Source organism: Echinicola arenosa, assembly GCF_014841125.1.
GTDB lineage: Bacteria > Bacteroidota > Bacteroidia > Cytophagales > Cyclobacteriaceae > Echinicola > Echinicola arenosa.
In genome coordinates, this window is sequence record NZ_JACYTQ010000001.1 from 884,409 (window position 1) to 900,806 (window position 16,398).

Below are 16,398 nucleotides of genomic sequence, written 5' to 3' on the forward strand. Positions count from 1 at the left end.
ATGATTAGATTTTGGGTTTTATAAAATTTATTTAGCTAAATATTTTTACTCTTTTTCCTTTTATCTCAAAGCTAAATCCCTGAATAGAGGACATTCCGATAAGTACATTTTCCAGATTTTCATTATCATATTTACCAGTATATTTTTTTCGAAGATCAATCCCATCAGAGACTTGGATATCCACACCATACCAGATTTCAAGCTGGTCAAATACTTTATCAAAGGAGAGATCATTAAAGGAGAGAATACCATCTTTCCATCCTATTTGGAAGGAAGGATCAAAAGTCGACTTCGTAAGCTTACCTGTTGTAGGATTGAGTTTTGTCATCTCATGTTTGGTTAAGATTTCCAAATAACCCTGGCGTGAGCCAACTTCTACACGACCTGAGGCCACTGCCACTTCAAACCGATCCGAATTTGGGTAGCTCAATATGTCGAATGAAGTCCCTAAAACTTGGACATTCAAATTTTCGGTTTTCACAATAAAAGGAGCTTCTTCATTTCTGGTAACTTCAAAAAATCCCTGACCAATCAGTTTGACTTCTCTAAGCGTATCTGAAAAAGTAGCTGGAAATTCCAGCTTGCTGGATGCATTAAGCTTCACCAAAGTTCCATCAGGTAAGTAAAAACTTGACTTGGTTCCTTTAGGAGTTTGTTTAGTGATCAATTTCCCTACAGTCTGAACCTCTTTCTCTATTGCATTATTAAATACCCCAAAATAATTGGCGGTAAGCAGGGCTAAAATCACAAAACAAGCTGCCATCAGCACCTTACCTTTCCAAACGCGATTTCCTATTTCTTTTTCATTTTGAATCTTCTTTAACTTGCTTTTTTCGGCTGCATATTTCATTACCTGTCCAAGCACTTCATCCTTCTCTTCCTTGTTGAGGTAATGATTCTTCTTAGGTTCAATTGCATTAACAACTGCTTTTATTTCTTTAAGCACATGCGCCTTATCAGGATTTGCGGCTAACCAATTATTCCAATATTGATTCGAATCGTGATCAGGAGCAATGAGCCACTGAATAAAATATTCATCTCTCAGTAATTCCTTAAAAACATCATCTTTGAAAGCCATATTTTACAAATCCTTAAGTTCTCTCTTTTAGTAACAGAGGTAAAACCTGCTAAAACGACCACTTTCTAAATTGACTTTTTTTAAAATATTTCGAGAAAAGTGTTTCTTATGATCATTTGCCGCAAAAAAAGCCCTGAATTCATAAGAGAAATATAGTCTCTTGACTATATAATATTCAACAGAACTACCTACTTCACTCCAATGCTGGGGCCGGTATTAGACTAAATTTATAGAAGCCTCACCTTGTTTCAGAAACAAAAAACCAATACAATTCAATAGATAAACTATGAATCCAACCTATTGCTGAATAATAACATAAATAGAATTAAGAGAGTAAAAACCTGAGTCAGCACTGTTTATCCCGGTTTAATAATATGGAGAGTAGATAGCTCGGAAATAAATTGGAACAAGACGCCGAATTGATCAGCTCAAAAAATCCATCAGTATCAAAGTCTGTAAAAGTTGGGATTTATAAGGATTGAGCGAGTCTGAAAGCCTATTCAAGCCCCTATACATCATGGTTCTTACCGTCTTGGCGTTGGCTAGTCCCATTACCTCAGCAATTTCGTCATAGGGCATATTTTCAAAAAACCTCATCATAATAATTTCCCGTTGCCTAATGGGTAACTCATTGCAAAATTGCTCCAAAAGCTTCTTTTGGTCCAATGATAATTTCGAATCAATAAAATAAGAATTTGGATCAACAGTAATAAAAAAAGCTTCATTTTTCACCAATTCTTCATCAACATCAATAATTTTTCGGTCACTTTTTATCGATTCCAATAATCTCCTTCTAAGACAAGAAAAAAGATAAGCCTTGACTGATCTGGCCAAGTTTAGATTTTTTCTATCATCAATAAGCTGAAAAAACACATCTTGAATAGCATCCTTTATCAAAGGTTTATTTACTGTAAACTGCCTACCATAATTATATAGCCTGTCAATGTTATCTGAATAAATCTGGGCAAGAGCTTCATCATCTCCCTCTAGAAAAGCCTGCCATGCCTTTTCATTTTGAAATACAATTTGTTTTTCCTTATTCAGACTCATTGGAATATTTTTTTTCAATATCTTTCTTATCTAAAACCCAAAAATAAACAAACAAAAGATTCTAAATAAACACTCAATCTACTTCAGGGCAATCTAAATCCAATAGCAAAAGTGAATTTCAATCAATTTAATTAAAAAAATCAGTATTTGAAGTGGTCTTTTGTAAAAAATTAAACTCTTTAAGTTTGTAATACGATAATTTTTCAAGAATATTATCGATTCATTCGACGACAAACAATTAACTATACTTAATATAATGAACATCAAGCACACCTTAGCCCTGTCCTTTTTAGGGCTTTCGACTGTTTTCAGTTCTTGTGGTAGTAAAACAGACAGCCATGAGGAAAATGAAGTTTTATCTTCACAAAAGATTACCAAGGAATTTATTCAAAAGAATGTAGACTTGTCTGTCCAACAGTATGAATACATGAGTACTTTGATTCCTGAAGATAAATTGCCCAGAACCTATGAAAAGGCTGAAGACAAGTTCATCACATCAGGTACAGGTTGGTGGACATCAGGATTTTACCCAGGCACCCTGCTTTATTTATTCGAAATGTCCGGGGATTCTTCCATGCTAAAATTGGCCGAACAAAAACTTGAAATCCTAGAAAAGGAAAAAACCAATAAAGGCACTCATGATCTGGGATTTATGCTTTACTGCAGTTTTGGAAATGCCTACAGAATTACGGGCAATGAACATTATAAAGAGGTAATGCTAGAAGGTGCTGAATCATTGGCTACAAGATTCCACCCAGAAACCGGTGTAATCAAATCTTGGGACCACGGAAAATGGCATTACCCAGTTATCATTGACAACATGATGAACTTGGAATTCCTTTTTTGGGCAAGTGAGGCAAGTGGAGATGATAAATACTATAACATCAACATTTCACATGCTGACACCACCATAAACAATCACTTCAGAAATGATTTCAGCTCTTTCCATGTGGTTGACTATGACCCAGAAACGGGTGAGGTTGTTGCAAGAAAAACGCACCAGGGAAAAGCTGATGATTCGGCATGGGCCAGAGGTCAATCTTGGGGCTTATACGGGTTTACTGTCATGTACAGAGCTACAAAAGAAGAGAAATACCTTGATCAAGCTGAGAAAATAGCTGAATTCATATTGAACAATCCTAATATGCCAGAAGATATGGTTCCTTATTGGGATTTTAACGCTCCAGCTTCCGACACTACTTACAGAGATGCCTCTGCAGCTGCCATCAATGCCTCCGCCTTGTTAGAGTTGGTAGGTTACACTAAGGATAGTGCCAAGGCTAATGAGTATAAAGCTGCCGCAGAAAAAATGTTGATCAGTCTCTCTTCTGAAAAATACCAAGCCAAGGCTAAAGAAAACGGAGGTTTTCTTCTAGAACACAGTGTTGGATCCCTGCCTCACAACTCTGAGGTTGATGTACCTTTGACTTATGCAGACTACTATTATGTAGAAGCTTTGAAAAGATACCAAGATTGGTTCCTGAATGATTAATTAACCAATCTCTAAAAAAAGCTGACAAATAAACACCCTATATTTGTCAGCTTTTTTATTTCCTAAAATCAAAAAATTAAATTATGAAATTCCATCTAATAACCTTTTTGCTTTACCTGACCTCTCAGTTATTGTTTGCTCAAGCTACAGCTCCTATCATTCCTGCCCCAACTACCTCCTCCCCAGGAGATGGCTTTTTTCATCTAACAGAAAGCACACCCATTTTCTATTCTTCAACATTATTAAAAGAGGAAGCGCATTACTTACAAAAAGAACTGCTAAGAAAACATCAACTTCCATTAGCACTCACTGCTTCTAAACCCCAAAAAGACAAAAGTATTCTACTTAAACTAGACACTGAAATTGATGAAAGCTATCAGCTTTTGGTCTCGGATTCCGAGATCAAAATATCGTCTTCTAACGAAGAAGGGTTGTTTTACGGTATCATTTCATTGATTCAGCTAGTAGATCAATCCAAGCTTTCACCCAAAGAAATACTCATCCCTGCCTGGGAAATCAAAGATGCACCTATGTATCAATGGAGAGGTTTTATGCTTGATGAATCCAGACATTTCTTTGGGACAGAAAAGGTAAAATCACTGTTGGACTGGATGGCATATTATAAATTAAACAAATTTCACTGGCACCTCACCGATGCTCAAGGTTGGAGGATCGAAATTCTAAAATACCCAAAACTAGCATTGGTCGGAGGAATAGGAAACAACACAACCCCTTATGCACCTGCCCAATTCTACACTCAAGAGCAGATCAAAGAAATTGTTCGATATGCCAATGAGAGAAATATCGAGGTCATTCCTGAAATAGATATGCCTGGACATGCCACTGCTGCCAACAAGGCTTACCCAGAGTTCAGTGGCGGAGGGTCAGAGAAGTACCCCGAATTCACTTTTAATCCAGGAAAAGAAGAAACCTATCAATACCTTACCGATATATTAAAAGAAGTAAATGCTCTTTTTCCCAGCCAAATGGTTCACTTGGGCGGTGACGAAGTAAGTTTCGGCAACCAACAATGGAGCTCACTGCCAGAAGTAAACCAATTGATGCATACCAACAACCTCTTGAGCCTCAAAGAAGTTGAAGACTACTTTATGAAAAGAATGGCAGATTCTTTATTTATGCTCAATAATAAAATCTTGGCTTGGGATGAAATGGCTGAAACAGGTCTTCCTACCGAAAACAGTATTTTACTATGGTGGCGACATGATAAACCTCAGCAATTTGCCACACTCCTAGAGAATGATATCCCGACTGTGATCTGCCCCCGTATCCCATTTTACTTTGACTTTGTCCAACAAGAGAGTGATCAATACGGAAGAAAATGGGGAGGAAATTTCAACCCACTTGAAAGAGTTTATTCCTTTGAAACAAACGCATTTGATATTCCTTCTGGAAAAGAGAAGTTAATCCTTGGTGTGCAAGCTAACTTATGGACTGAAACAGTCACTAACACTGATCGATTGGACTACCTCATCTTTCCAAGGATCGCAGCATTGGCGGAAACAGCTTGGACTGAGACAGAGCAAAAAAACTTTAAAGATTTCGAAGTAAGGATCAAAAAACATTTTGATCTATACGAGAAAGCGAGTTTATATTTCTTTGATCCTTTCGAACCACACAGACACCCGGAACCAATTATCAAATAATCTTTGTATTAACTCCTAGAATTATTTGAAGATTAGACCATGCGCACTAAATTAGGCATGATTAATATAATTACAAGTAAATCTATCTAAAATGAACCGCCGATCATTCGTCAAATACATTCCTGCGGTGGGAGCATTGGGAGTACTTCCCAATTCCCTTTCTGCAGAAGAATCAAAAGAATCCATAAAAGCGAAGAATCCAAATACCAGAGCTTACTGGGCAGAGCTACTTTATAAAATCTCAAACCCAGTCCTTGCTCAAATGAGTCAAGGCAAATTAAGGCAAAACATGCCTGTAGAAACACCTCCCAACGCTTATAGAGGCAGAGAAAATGTCACTCACCTTGAAGCCTTGGGCAGAACTTTAGCGGGTGTAGCCCCTTGGCTTGCGCTTCCTGACAGTAATGATGCCGAAGGAAAGATGCGCTTGGACTTAAAAGAAAAAGCCCTCAAGAGTATTGCTCATAGTGTGGACCCAAATTCACCAGACTACTTAAACTGGACGAAAGGCTCACAGCCTTTGGTGGATGGTGCTTTCTTGGTTCATGGAATCATGCGTGCCCCGGAAGCTTTGTGGGATCCACTTGACACGGAAGTAAAAAAACGTTTTGTCCAAGAAATTAAAAATCAAAAAGAGGCAATCCCTCCTTATTACAATAACTGGCTTTTATTTGGTGCCATGTTAGATGCTTTTCTTCTGTATGTGGGAGAAGGAGGTGATTTTATGCGAATTGACTTTGCTGTCAAAAAACATGATGAGTGGTATGTGGGAGATGGTTGGTATGGTGATGGTCAGAACTTTCACATGGACTATTACAATGGATATGTCATCCAACCAATGATGCTTCAAGTGTTGAAAATTGCCGCCTCCAAACGTAAGAGTTATGAAAAGCTTTATGAAACGGTAGGAAAAAGAATGTCCAGATTTGCAGAGCAGCAAGAAAGGTTAATTTCACCAGAAGGTACTTACCCTCCTGTAGGTCGTTCCATTACTTACCGAATTGGTGCATTCCAGCCTTTGGCAGAAACCGCCTTACTAAATACCCTTCCAGAAGGTATTTCTCCAGCTCAAGTTCGTAGTGCCATGAGTGCCATACTTGAAAGACAATTTGAAGCAGAGGGAACATTCGATAAAGACGGTTGGTTAACCATTGGCTTTTGTGGCCACCAACCAGAAATGGGAGATTCCTATATTTCCACTGGTAGTCTTTATCTATGTACATTAGGCTTTTTACCACTTGGGCTTCCTGCTGATCATGAATTCTGGACAGCTCCAAATGAAGACTGGACAGCCAAAAAAGCTTGGTCTGGCATTAGCATCAAAGCTGATCACGCTATTTCTTTCTAAATTATACAGCAAAAGGTGGCAAAAAATTACCACCTTTTACTTTCACTCTCTCCTCTCCCTGCTTATAGTTCTTCAATAAATATTCTATAAATATCGCAATCCACATTGCTGACTTTAAAAGTTTTGGACATCCACTTGTTTCCCCTCTTTAACCCTAGCATTCACCTCTCCTAGGCTCTTCCGTAAAGAAAAAAACACCCAATCATTTAATTATCAATCCATTACACATTAAATTAGTAAAACAGCTTACACTAAAAGAATTGATAATGAAGTACACAGACAAAACGGCCATTACTTTTTCTACTTTAATCGGGCTAATCCTGATTTTATCCCAACCTTTATTTGCCCAGATCCCGACTGGAACACCCAGATCTGATGAACCAATCAACCTTAACTCAACTGCTGACATTATAATTTATGTCGTTTTGCCCTTGGTCATAATTGTTCTTGGAATATTCTGGTGGTTCTTCTACAAAAAACCTAAGAATCAAAAAGACAAAAATAAAGGCATGGACTGAAATCAGTCCATGCCTTTATTTATATCCGAAGATCTTTTCTATCTTTTTCTCAGAATCTCTAAAACTTCCTTAAGTTCCTTTTGACTATCCATATATGGTGCCAGATCAAAAATCTCCACTTTTCTAAAATCTATTGGATGGCTCTCACTCTGAAGGGAAATATATCCTTCTGTAAGCATTTTCCCATCTTGCTTAACTGAGGGATCAAAATCCTTAACATTTCCACCTCCAATTTGAGGGGAATAATAAGTCAATACAGTATCTCCTTCAACAATATGCTGTACAATAGAATCAGCCAAAACAAGAAAATCTGCAGACACCCACTGCTCACCGTGATAAGTTTGAGAGCTGGAACTTACACAGTGTGGAGTAAACAATTCTCCATCCATCACCACATTAGTTCCAGGTGTACATAGGTTACTAGTTGTCCGATCATGTTCACCATCCCCGCCTAAAAGCTGCCCTTCTATAGAAATCGGGAAATCCTGATCCTTTTGCATGGTTTCAGGATCTTGGCCATGTAGCATTGCTCCACTATTTCTCAAGGCCCAGCCTTCACCATTCGGTGCCTGCTCTCCCACAAACCGATATTCCAGATGTAACAAATAAGTGGAGAAAGATTGATCGTAAAAAATATGCCCATATTGTCTATTGAAGTCATCATAGCCATCATACCTGACTTTTAGGAGTCCATCTTCTACCCTGAAAGTATTAGCATAATTATCATTCAAATCATGTTTGGAAATTTTAATTTTCCAATTTTCCATGTCTTCTCCATTAAAGAGCGTTTTCCACTCACTTCCTATTTTTTCAGAACTTATCCCTGTAGTTTCAGTGCCCCCACTTTGATGGGATTTAGAGCAAGACATTAGTAAACCAGCAACCAAAACTGGAAGGACTATTTTTTTCATAATTATTTTTAATATGCTTATAATACTTAAAACAGCCATTAAATTACAGAAATACATGGCCTAAAAAAAGAAATAAATGAGCTGGAATTTTTCAAATATTAAATTCAATAAAAAAACTGGTACCGGTACCTACTTCTGAATGGAAATACACCTCTCCTTTCTGGAGCTCAACAAATTTTTTGGTGATCATCAGTCCTAAGCCTGACCCTTTTTCATATTTACTTGAATTTGAAGCCCTAAAAAACGGTTTAAAAAGATGCTCTTGATCATCTTCTGAAATGCCTTCTCCAAAGTCCTGAACTTGAATCACTAGCTTACCTAACTTCTTATAGGCTTTTACAATTGGAGAAATTTCCCTACTCCCATATTTCAGGGCATTCTCTATTAAATTGGAAAGCACTTGCTTCATCAAGTTGGCATCTAATTTAGTTGTGAAATCGTTTTCCAAACTTGATTCAAGTTTAATGGATCTTTGCTCTAACCAATCCTCAAGTACATTTGTTAAATACTGGTTTACTTTCTTTGGCTTGAGGTTCACCTCTATCACTCCTTGATTAATTTTCTCAAGATTAAGAAGGTTAATAAGTAACGAATTCATCCTGTCTACTTCACTGTTGACACGATTAAAATGTTTTCTAAACTTTTCCTCGGATGGATGCTTGTTCAGTTGCCTTTCCATCTCAATTCCACAAATTTCAATACTGGATTTAATGGTGGCTAAAGGGGTCTTGAACTCATGAGATGTAATGGAAATAAACTGGGATTTGATTTTGTTCAATTCCTTCTCTTTAAAAAGTGCTTGCTCATACCGCTTTTCTGAAAGAATATCCGTCGTTATATCTCTAGAAACAACCATATAACCACTGAGATTTCCCTCGTCATCGGTTATTTTATCAAGCGTGCTATCTATCCACACCTCTTTTTGGTCTTTTGTCTTGCAACAAAACCGAAACTTCATGACATTTCCAGACTTTTCCTCCCTCAAATCAGTTATACTATTCCGGTATTTATCATATAAATTTCTATCCATCAAATCTTCCACTTTGTAACCGAGCAAATTTTTAATAGAAGGAGAAATATATCGTGGATATCCGCTCAAATTATGTATTGAGATAACTTCAGAAGTGTACTTTATTGCTGTACTGCAAATTTCAGCTTGTTGTTTTTCACTGGAGTTTTCAACTTGTATTTTTGATAGCGCAGACATTTTAGTGACCATGCCAAAAGAAGTCGCAATCGATAAAAGGTTATTCTCAAAATCGTCATTCAACATCATTGGCTGCAAATCTAATAATGCCAACACCCCCATTTCCTCTCCTATTCTCACAGGAACTAAAATGATTTCACCTCCAATATCAGTATAATTGGTCAGACAAAATTGTGAGGATTTTAGAAGAAGCACTTTTACATCCGAAAGTTGAGACCAATACTTCTTAAAAATTTCTTTAGATAAACTTTTAACTTGAGAATGTAGTGATTTAGTCAATTCAGAAACAACAACCTTGCTTTCTTCTTCCTTCTCATTCCAAATAGCAAAAAACATATTTTTAAAAGGAACATAAACATGAAGCAAGCTTATCAAATCACTATATGCTTTGTCTTCATTAAGGTCAGCCAAATAGTCTCTTTCAATATCTGAAATTGTAATTTTATCACTCTTTATTTCTTCGGCTTTATCTCTTTTCATTATCCCTGCTTGCATATCTACAAAAATCTTATTCCCAGGACCATATTTATATATTCTATAAAACTTAAAAAAATCCCTTCGTAAAATCAGAAAATCTGTATCTAACTATCTTTCATTAAATAGCTTAATATTGAATCAAAGTACATTTCATTCCTTATTTGGAAGTTTTATATTTCATCAAAATGGATTTCCATCAATTTTTGAAAGCATTCAAATACTATAATTTATTTAAATCTATGTACACTTTAAAACCATTGTTTTAAAAATCAGACAATTCACCCATAATTTACTTTGGAATAGATTACAGCTTTCACATTTACTCTTACGGATTGCCTCTTTAAAATAACAAAAATACACAATAGAATTACGATTTCCACAATATTTATTCTTATATACGAAAAACAGGCATTTATACCTGTTTTTCGAAAAGATTTCCCCTTACTATTGCTTAAAGAAAAATCGTCAAATAGATACATTTGTTTTTTATTAACTTGATTTTTTTGTTATTTCCTTTGTAATATTGATGTGATTTTTAACACACTATCTAGTTCAGTTGATGATGAAAAAGCAAGTGCTGATCGTTGAGGACAATCTTGACCTCGCAGACAATACCAAAGACTTATTAGAGGCCGAAGGTTATGAAGTTTGTGCCATTCTTGATTCAGACGAAAGAATAGAAGATGTCTTGTTCGAGAAATCTCCTTCGGTAATCCTTTTGGACATCCATCTAAGTGGGAATAGCAATGGTATTGATATTGCACATAATATCAGAGAAAGATTTAGCATCCCAGTAGTATTCTTTACGAGCTCATCAGATAAAGAAACGATTGAAAAAGTAAAAGAAATCTCTCCTGATGGGTACATTATAAAACCTTTTACAAAAGACACTTTGGTAACCACATTGGCGCTTGCCATGAGCAACTTTGAAAATAAAAATACAGACAGGGTCTCTGAACTTATATTTCAAGATAAGGTAATCAAAGGTTCTATATATATCAGGGATAAAGGTTACCTTAAAAAAGTTGCAATTCAAGAAATCGATTGGATTAAGGCAGATGGTTCATACACTCATATTTCCACTGGAAAAAACACAGTATATACCTTAAGAAATGTTCTAAAAGACGTTCTTAACAAGCTTCCCTCGATCCTATTTTGTAAAGTCAATAAAGCTTATATTGTCAATTTGGATAAAATAGACGCACTTAACTCCAAGGAAATCATTATTAATGAACAAGTTATTCCAGTAGGCAGAAACTATTATCAAAACATCCTTTCCAGGCTAAATCAAGTAACCCGTTAGTCTTTGTACTTTAATAGGCTCAAGAATTACTTTATAACCTTGATTCTCAAGGTTTCTTTTTCGGTTTCGATGCTGTAAAAATATAAACCTGACCTCAGTTTTTGGGCACTTTCTAAATTGATGGAAGAATAAGGAAGTAATTCACCTAATTTATTTTCACTGAGTAAAATCCCATTATAATCATAAATTTTGATCATAAGATCAGAAAACCTTTGTCCTGAAAGGTTCATCAGTCTTGCTCCATTTTGGATAGGGTTAGGCGAAATAGAAAACATCAATTTTGGTTGCCCTGAAAAATCTGCGCGCACCGTCTTAGAAAACTCACTTTTACCATCTTCATATACTGCTTCTATTCGATAGTAATTAGCTCCTTGTTCAGGCCTGAAATCAACATATTTGTAATTTCCAGACTCTCCCTTTGAAAGCTTAGACTTTACAACCCCTATATCTACCCATTTTAAGCCTTGATCAGAACGATGAATGATCATTTCATCCAATGGCTTATCCATAAAAATGCTCCAATCCAACTCTACACCATCATTGGTAATTGAGGCATCAAAATTCCCCCAGGCTATTGGTAAAACTTTGAATACAGCTTCAGATGAGTGCATTGCTCCACAGGGAGTACCTTCGTTGTACAAGAAAAGATAAACTGGATCATCATCAGAAGCCCAAAGTCCTTCAATTTGTAGCTTACCTTCAGGCATTGACTTGTAAGTTACAATATGATCCCCTTTATCCACAGTCTGCTCATCCTCTATTTTATCCTCTCCAAAAGGACTTAAAGTCCAATAAAACTCCGGGTTCTCCAAATCAGCATCATATTCCAAGAAAGGCTCCAACACAACTATTTCGCCCTCTCCATATTCAGCTTGGCTTGGCACAATGCTAAAATCACTTTCTTCAGGTGTTTCCATGGCAATCAAATTAATGGCTGCTCTAGCTGATTCATAGGACTCACCTCCACATTCATCCGTTGAGGAAACATAGTATGTTTGGTCAACGGATACATTTTCCAAAGTCAAACTTTCCCCTTCCCCCATTAGGTTTCCAACCTCATCATACCATTTCAACACCGATCCATTATGACTATCCGGAAAAAGGATGACATCATCTCCTTGACAAACAGTAAATTCATTTCCCGAAACCTCAAAGGAAGGCATCCCAATAGTCCTTTCCACTTCATGAATATTCAAGGCTTCTCCCACATCTACATCAAGCAAAGAGCTTACTTTAATTTCAAACCTGTCAAATGAGTGACCGGGAGAGACTGGAAAAGTTACCTGCTCACCATCACCCAACAAGCCTAACAGGTCTAATTTAATCAAGCCTAACAACTCATTAGATAATGCACCTAAATCCTGCTCATACACCAATTCGTCACCTTCGTAAGCAAGAAAAGACACATTACTGAGTAGCTCCAAATTAATCAAGGAAGGATCACCACTTAATGTAACCAAGACTTCATCCGATTGGTCCGAAGCATCTGAAAAATAAAAGTATTGACTTATACTTCCTAGGGCATTCAAAAGCCCCGGACTAATTGAAGAAGTTGTGGACAAATCATCGTCTATTGCATTTGAGGCATTTTGCACCCCACCACTTCCAAGTGACAAGGCATCCAAATTTATTCCTTCTCCACCATAGGAAACAAACTCGGGACTATAACTGCATGGATCATCTTCATAATAAGATGCATAATAAATTTCAGAAAAATTAGTAGAGCCAAACAATAGTGCAGCAGTCTTATCTGTGATCTTTATTCTATTAAAATCAGATAAAGGAGTTACAGCTAAATAATAACTTCCATCTTTGCCTTGTAAAACTCTAAACTCATCATCAATAGAACTGGTTAAAGTACTTTTTGTCATAACTGTATTTGCACCATCTTTTACATCTATCTCTAAAAAGTGATTTCCAAAAATTACTGACCCTAGCAAATTTGCTAATGCTTCTCCTAAAGCCCCTCCAAGCAAGGCACTAAATATATCATCAAATCCACCAATTTTAATATATACAGTTGTACCTGCGGGAACTTTAGTCTCTCCATCAGGAAACTCATCAAATTCCAATTCTATATTGCCAGAATAACTTCCCGCTCCAAATGCCGCACCGCCATATGACTTTACTTTAGCAAAATCATTGATATTCTCTACTGCATTTTCAGCATTCTCCACATACGCATTTGATGAATATCCTGAAGCATATATTTGAGCAGTACAATTACTATTCAATCCATAGAAAACCATAAAAAAAGCCAAAACCGCCTTATAGGCGATTTGGCCTTTAACTAATTTTAATTGAGGGGCACTCATATAATGCTTACCGAATTTCATCCCTCCTTATTAATGTCAGCGATGCCGCAGCACTGCTAGTGGATACTAAAAATTAATAATCTACAATCGTGAATTCCGTTCTACGGTTTACTTGATGTTGCTCGTCAGAGCACTCAACTCCATCATCACATTCATTTAGTAGCCTTGACTCTCCATAACCTTTTGCTTCTATCCTGACCCTTGATACACCTCTGGAAATAATGTAGTCCACCGCTGACTGAGCTCTCTTTTCTGATAATACTTGGTTGTATTCGTCAGAGCCTCTACTATCTGTGTGAGAGTTAAGATCGATTTTCATGGTCGGGTTGTCTTCCAAAATCTTCACCAACTTATCCAGCTCCAATGCCGCATCCTCCCTAATATCCCACTTATCAAAATCATAGTAAATATTCTCCAGTTCAATGGTTTTACCGATTTCGATTTTATCCAAATACAAATCCTTAACAATCGTTGTGTCGGCAAACAACCTTATACCCTTTGTACTCAAATCTTTTAATTCTGCCGCGATATAATCCGTTTTTCTCCCCTCTACATCATATACGGTTTCCTCATTTAGAACAAAATCATACTCTCCTTCTTCATTTGTAACATAGGTAAAACTGCTACCAGTGCTCTTGTCAACAAGCTCAACCACTGCATTTGATAATGGTTCCATTGTGATTTTATCCTTCACCAGACCCTTCAGGAAAATCTTAGAATTGATATCTAAAATGAAGGCGTAAATATCATCCAAGCCCTTTCCTCCTGATCGATCCGACGAAAATACTCCCCTATCAGGGATATCGTAATTAATAAAAAATGCAAAATCATCTCTTGTAGAGTTAATTGGAGCCCCTTGATTTTCGGGCTTAGTCCAGTCATTACCTTTGGGTCCACTTTTAAAAACATCCAAACCTCCCAATCCACCTTTTCCGTTTGATGAAAAATAAAGTTCTCCTTCTTTACTAATATAAGGAGTCCTTTCATCTCCAGTACTATTGATCTTATCACCTAAATTGATCGGCTCTGACCACTTATCGTCTCCCAAGTACTTACTATAGTAGATATCCGCTTTACCAAGGCCATCTGGTTTATTAGAGGAAAAATACAAGCGTTTACGGTCACTGTCCCAGAATGGATCACTTACTGAATACTCATACGGGTTATTAAATGAAAAGTCTTTCAACTCACTCCATGAACTATCCAGTTTAACTTTATAAAATACCTGAGGGTAAAGTGTATAGTTCTTCTTGTTCACATTTTCATCTTTGATTTCTTTACCAGGCTTGCCAGAGCGTACCCAAAAAACAAATTCTTCACTTTCAAAAACTGGCCCACTATGATGGGCACTGCTAAAGCCTTCCAAAGCATACACAGAATCGACCTTGAAATTATCCCAATCACCCTTTGCCTCATACACTTGGAGATAGCCATTCCCGGTCCATCCATAAAAATCACTTCTCAATGCATTATATTGATCAACATGCATCTTTTTAGTATCTTTTTCCATCCTGTCACTTGTAAAAGTAAGCCGATCCCCAATGATTTCACCTCCGAAATCAGCAAATGGTGTATTGATATCCGTTAAACTTCTTACCTGAATATCCTTTGGATCATTCAATAGATCTTTTGCATTTCTTGCGGTATATAACAAATTATCAATTTCTTCCTTGGTCAAGGTCTGCTCTTCCGATCTGGAATACTTAATCAATTGTTCTCTCGCCTCTCCGAATTTTGAATTTGCAATCAACACTTTAGCAAAATTTACCCGGTCTTCATTCTCCAGTTCGTTACTTCTATCAAGTTTAGCATACCAAGATTCTGCAAGCTCAAAATCCCTCATTTCCAAGTAGGAATTAGCCAGTCCTCTTGCTATCTCCGGCAACTCATTATGTTCCCAAGCTACATTATAATGTTCAGCAGCTACGGCATAATTAAGCATATCATACTGTTGATTGGCAGTTACCAAGTCCTTATTTTTCAAACTAGAACATGAGGCGATCCCCATGGTCAAAGCGAGGAACAAGTAGTAGGTATTTCTTTTCTTCATAAGTTTGTTTTAAAAATATCTAGGAGAAACTAACTTCACTCTTTTTGGAGGGAAGAGGAATCCAACGGAAAAGTCGTGGGTGGAAAAAGCCTTTGTACTAAAGCCAGATACATTATGATCATATGCATAACCAATTCTTAATTGATCATTGACATAAAACTCCACCAGCCCAACTATTGAAACTGGCCTTTTTTCATTATCTCTGAATTCTTCTCCTTGAAAATTGACAGAAGTCCTGTAGGATGCCCCAAGCCACAATCTTTCACTTAAAAGCACGAAAGCGTTTAGATCCAACCTTGAAGGCCCGGCAAAATCATCTACATACATTATAGATGGTTTTAGGGCCACATTGTAAGAAACATCTATTAGAGTTCCAGCAGTCAAATAAAGATTGGAATTGGGTTGGACGAGTACTGCCCCGTTATCAAAATTAAAACTTGATGAGAACATATTGTCAGCTGATATCCCCGCAAAGAAATAGGGATTATAATAGAACAAACCAGCTCTCAAATCAGGGTATAGTACTTGTTCATCTCCTGTAGAAACACTTGGATCGGAAGGATCCATTGGGTTAAGCATAGATCCATCCAACTTGGTATTCACCATACCTGCCCCAAGTCCAAAACTGATGTATCCTTCACCAGAAACTCTCAAGTGGTAAGCTGCATTTGCATAACCTCCAGTAGTCTTTTGAGCTCCTAACCTATCTACCATGATATGCCCTCCAACTCCAACATTTGTATCTGTTAATAACCCGTCTCCTGAAATAGCAAAAGTTTCAGGACTTCCGGGTACGTTACTCCACTGTTTCCTGTAGTAGCTTTGGAGATAGATTTGTTGCTTATACCCAGCATAAGCTGGGTTAATAAACAACGGGTTAAACATATATTGGCTAAAAACCGGGGCTTGCTGGGCTTGTACATCATAGCACCCAAAAAGAATCCCTGCCGCGATCAAAATGTATTTTAAACTTTTCATCGTCTCG

The 16,398-nt window shown here is 37.0% G+C and carries 12 protein-coding genes; 5 read left to right on the forward strand and 7 right to left on the reverse strand.

Features of this window, described 5'->3' with window-relative positions:
- Nucleotides 1-31 precede the first annotated feature (31 nt).
- Together IFO69_RS03380 and IFO69_RS03385 are read right to left on the reverse strand one after the other, a co-directional pair.
- A complete protein-coding gene (locus tag IFO69_RS03380) occupies nucleotides 32-1,078 on the reverse strand; it encodes a FecR family protein (protein WP_192008277.1) in 1,047 nt (348 codons plus the stop codon).
- 423 nt (nucleotides 1,079-1,501) lie between these two features.
- Complete coding sequence (locus IFO69_RS03385) at nucleotides 1,502-2,128, reverse strand: RNA polymerase sigma factor (protein ID WP_192008279.1); 627 nt, start codon at nucleotides 2,126-2,128, stop codon at nucleotides 1,502-1,504.
- Between the two features lie 256 nt (nucleotides 2,129-2,384).
- Between IFO69_RS03385 and IFO69_RS03390 the strand changes: the two genes are divergently transcribed.
- The 4 genes from IFO69_RS03390 (at nucleotide 2,385) to IFO69_RS03405 (ending at nucleotide 7,150) form a co-directional block, all read left to right on the forward strand.
- Entirely contained in the window at nucleotides 2,385-3,620 is a 1,236-nt protein-coding gene (locus IFO69_RS03390; RefSeq protein ID WP_192008281.1) for a glycoside hydrolase family 88 protein, read from the forward strand.
- A gap of 83 nt (nucleotides 3,621-3,703) precedes the next feature.
- Nucleotides 3,704-5,284: a beta-N-acetylhexosaminidase gene (locus IFO69_RS03395; RefSeq protein ID WP_192008284.1), complete on the forward strand. Its 1,581-nt coding sequence runs from the start codon at nucleotides 3,704-3,706 to the stop codon at nucleotides 5,282-5,284.
- Between the two features lie 91 nt (nucleotides 5,285-5,375).
- Complete coding sequence (locus IFO69_RS03400; protein ID WP_192008286.1) at nucleotides 5,376-6,632, forward strand: DUF2264 domain-containing protein; 1,257 nt, start codon at nucleotides 5,376-5,378, stop codon at nucleotides 6,630-6,632.
- Nucleotides 6,633-6,898: 266 nt separating this feature from the next.
- On the forward strand, nucleotides 6,899-7,150 hold the full coding sequence (locus IFO69_RS03405; protein ID WP_192008288.1) for a hypothetical protein: 252 nt from the start codon (nucleotides 6,899-6,901) through the stop codon (nucleotides 7,148-7,150).
- A gap of 38 nt (nucleotides 7,151-7,188) precedes the next feature.
- Here IFO69_RS03405 and IFO69_RS03410 read toward each other — a convergent pair whose 3' ends face one another.
- Entirely contained in the window at nucleotides 7,189-8,061 is an 873-nt protein-coding gene (locus IFO69_RS03410) for a 3-keto-disaccharide hydrolase (RefSeq protein ID WP_192008290.1), read from the reverse strand.
- A gap of 91 nt (nucleotides 8,062-8,152) precedes the next feature.
- Entirely contained in the window at nucleotides 8,153-9,748 is a 1,596-nt protein-coding gene (locus IFO69_RS03415; RefSeq protein WP_192008292.1) for a PAS domain-containing sensor histidine kinase, read from the reverse strand.
- A gap of 556 nt (nucleotides 9,749-10,304) precedes the next feature.
- Between IFO69_RS03415 and IFO69_RS03420 the strand changes: the two genes are divergently transcribed.
- Nucleotides 10,305-11,048 carry a LytR/AlgR family response regulator transcription factor gene (locus tag IFO69_RS03420; RefSeq protein WP_192008294.1) on the forward strand — a complete coding sequence of 248 codons (744 nt, stop codon included), beginning with the start codon at nucleotides 10,305-10,307 and terminating at the stop codon, nucleotides 11,046-11,048.
- A 26-nt stretch (nucleotides 11,049-11,074) separates the two neighbouring features.
- Here the strand turns inward: IFO69_RS03420 and IFO69_RS03425 are convergent, their stop codons facing one another.
- The 3 genes from IFO69_RS03425 to IFO69_RS03435 are packed head-to-tail and all read right to left on the reverse strand — an operon-like array spanning nucleotide 11,075 to nucleotide 16,391.
- Nucleotides 11,075-13,384 (reverse strand): Ig-like domain-containing protein, encoded by a 2,310-nt coding sequence (locus IFO69_RS03425; RefSeq protein ID WP_192008296.1) that lies wholly within the window; start codon nucleotides 13,382-13,384, stop codon nucleotides 11,075-11,077.
- A 52-nt stretch (nucleotides 13,385-13,436) separates the two neighbouring features.
- Nucleotides 13,437-15,413 (reverse strand): OmpA family protein, encoded by a 1,977-nt coding sequence (locus IFO69_RS21775; RefSeq protein ID WP_192008298.1) that lies wholly within the window; start codon nucleotides 15,411-15,413, stop codon nucleotides 13,437-13,439.
- A gap of 9 nt (nucleotides 15,414-15,422) precedes the next feature.
- Nucleotides 15,423-16,391 (reverse strand): PorP/SprF family type IX secretion system membrane protein, encoded by a 969-nt coding sequence (locus tag IFO69_RS03435; protein WP_192008299.1) that lies wholly within the window; start codon nucleotides 16,389-16,391, stop codon nucleotides 15,423-15,425.
- Between the last annotated feature and the right edge of the window lie 7 nt (nucleotides 16,392-16,398).

What these genes read in the sequence shown, in the direction of transcription:
- IFO69_RS03420 (WP_192008294.1), top strand. Translation starts at nt 10,305, where the DNA reads ATGATGAAAAAGCAAGTGCTGATCGTTGAGGACAATCTTGACCTCGCA.
- IFO69_RS03390 (WP_192008281.1), top strand. Translation starts at nt 2,385, where the DNA reads ATGAACATCAAGCACACCTTAGCCCTGTCCTTTTTAGGGCTTTCGACT.
- IFO69_RS03415 (WP_192008292.1), bottom strand. Translation starts at nt 9,748, where the DNA reads ATGAAAAGAGATAAAGCCGAAGAAATAAAGAGTGATAAAATTACAATT.
- IFO69_RS03425 (WP_192008296.1), bottom strand. Translation starts at nt 13,384, where the DNA reads ATGAAATTCGGTAAGCATTATATGAGTGCCCCTCAATTAAAATTAGTT.
- IFO69_RS03410 (WP_192008290.1), bottom strand. Translation starts at nt 8,061, where the DNA reads ATGAAAAAAATAGTCCTTCCAGTTTTGGTTGCTGGTTTACTAATGTCT.
- IFO69_RS03405 (WP_192008288.1), top strand. Translation starts at nt 6,899, where the DNA reads ATGAAGTACACAGACAAAACGGCCATTACTTTTTCTACTTTAATCGGG.
- IFO69_RS03385 (WP_192008279.1), bottom strand. Translation starts at nt 2,128, where the DNA reads ATGAGTCTGAATAAGGAAAAACAAATTGTATTTCAAAATGAAAAGGCA.
- IFO69_RS03380 (WP_192008277.1), bottom strand. Translation starts at nt 1,078, where the DNA reads ATGGCTTTCAAAGATGATGTTTTTAAGGAATTACTGAGAGATGAATAT.
- IFO69_RS21775 (WP_192008298.1), bottom strand. Translation starts at nt 15,413, where the DNA reads ATGAAGAAAAGAAATACCTACTACTTGTTCCTCGCTTTGACCATGGGG.
- IFO69_RS03395 (WP_192008284.1), top strand. Translation starts at nt 3,704, where the DNA reads ATGAAATTCCATCTAATAACCTTTTTGCTTTACCTGACCTCTCAGTTA.
- IFO69_RS03435 (WP_192008299.1), bottom strand. Translation starts at nt 16,391, where the DNA reads ATGAAAAGTTTAAAATACATTTTGATCGCGGCAGGGATTCTTTTTGGG.
- IFO69_RS03400 (WP_192008286.1), top strand. Translation starts at nt 5,376, where the DNA reads ATGAACCGCCGATCATTCGTCAAATACATTCCTGCGGTGGGAGCATTG.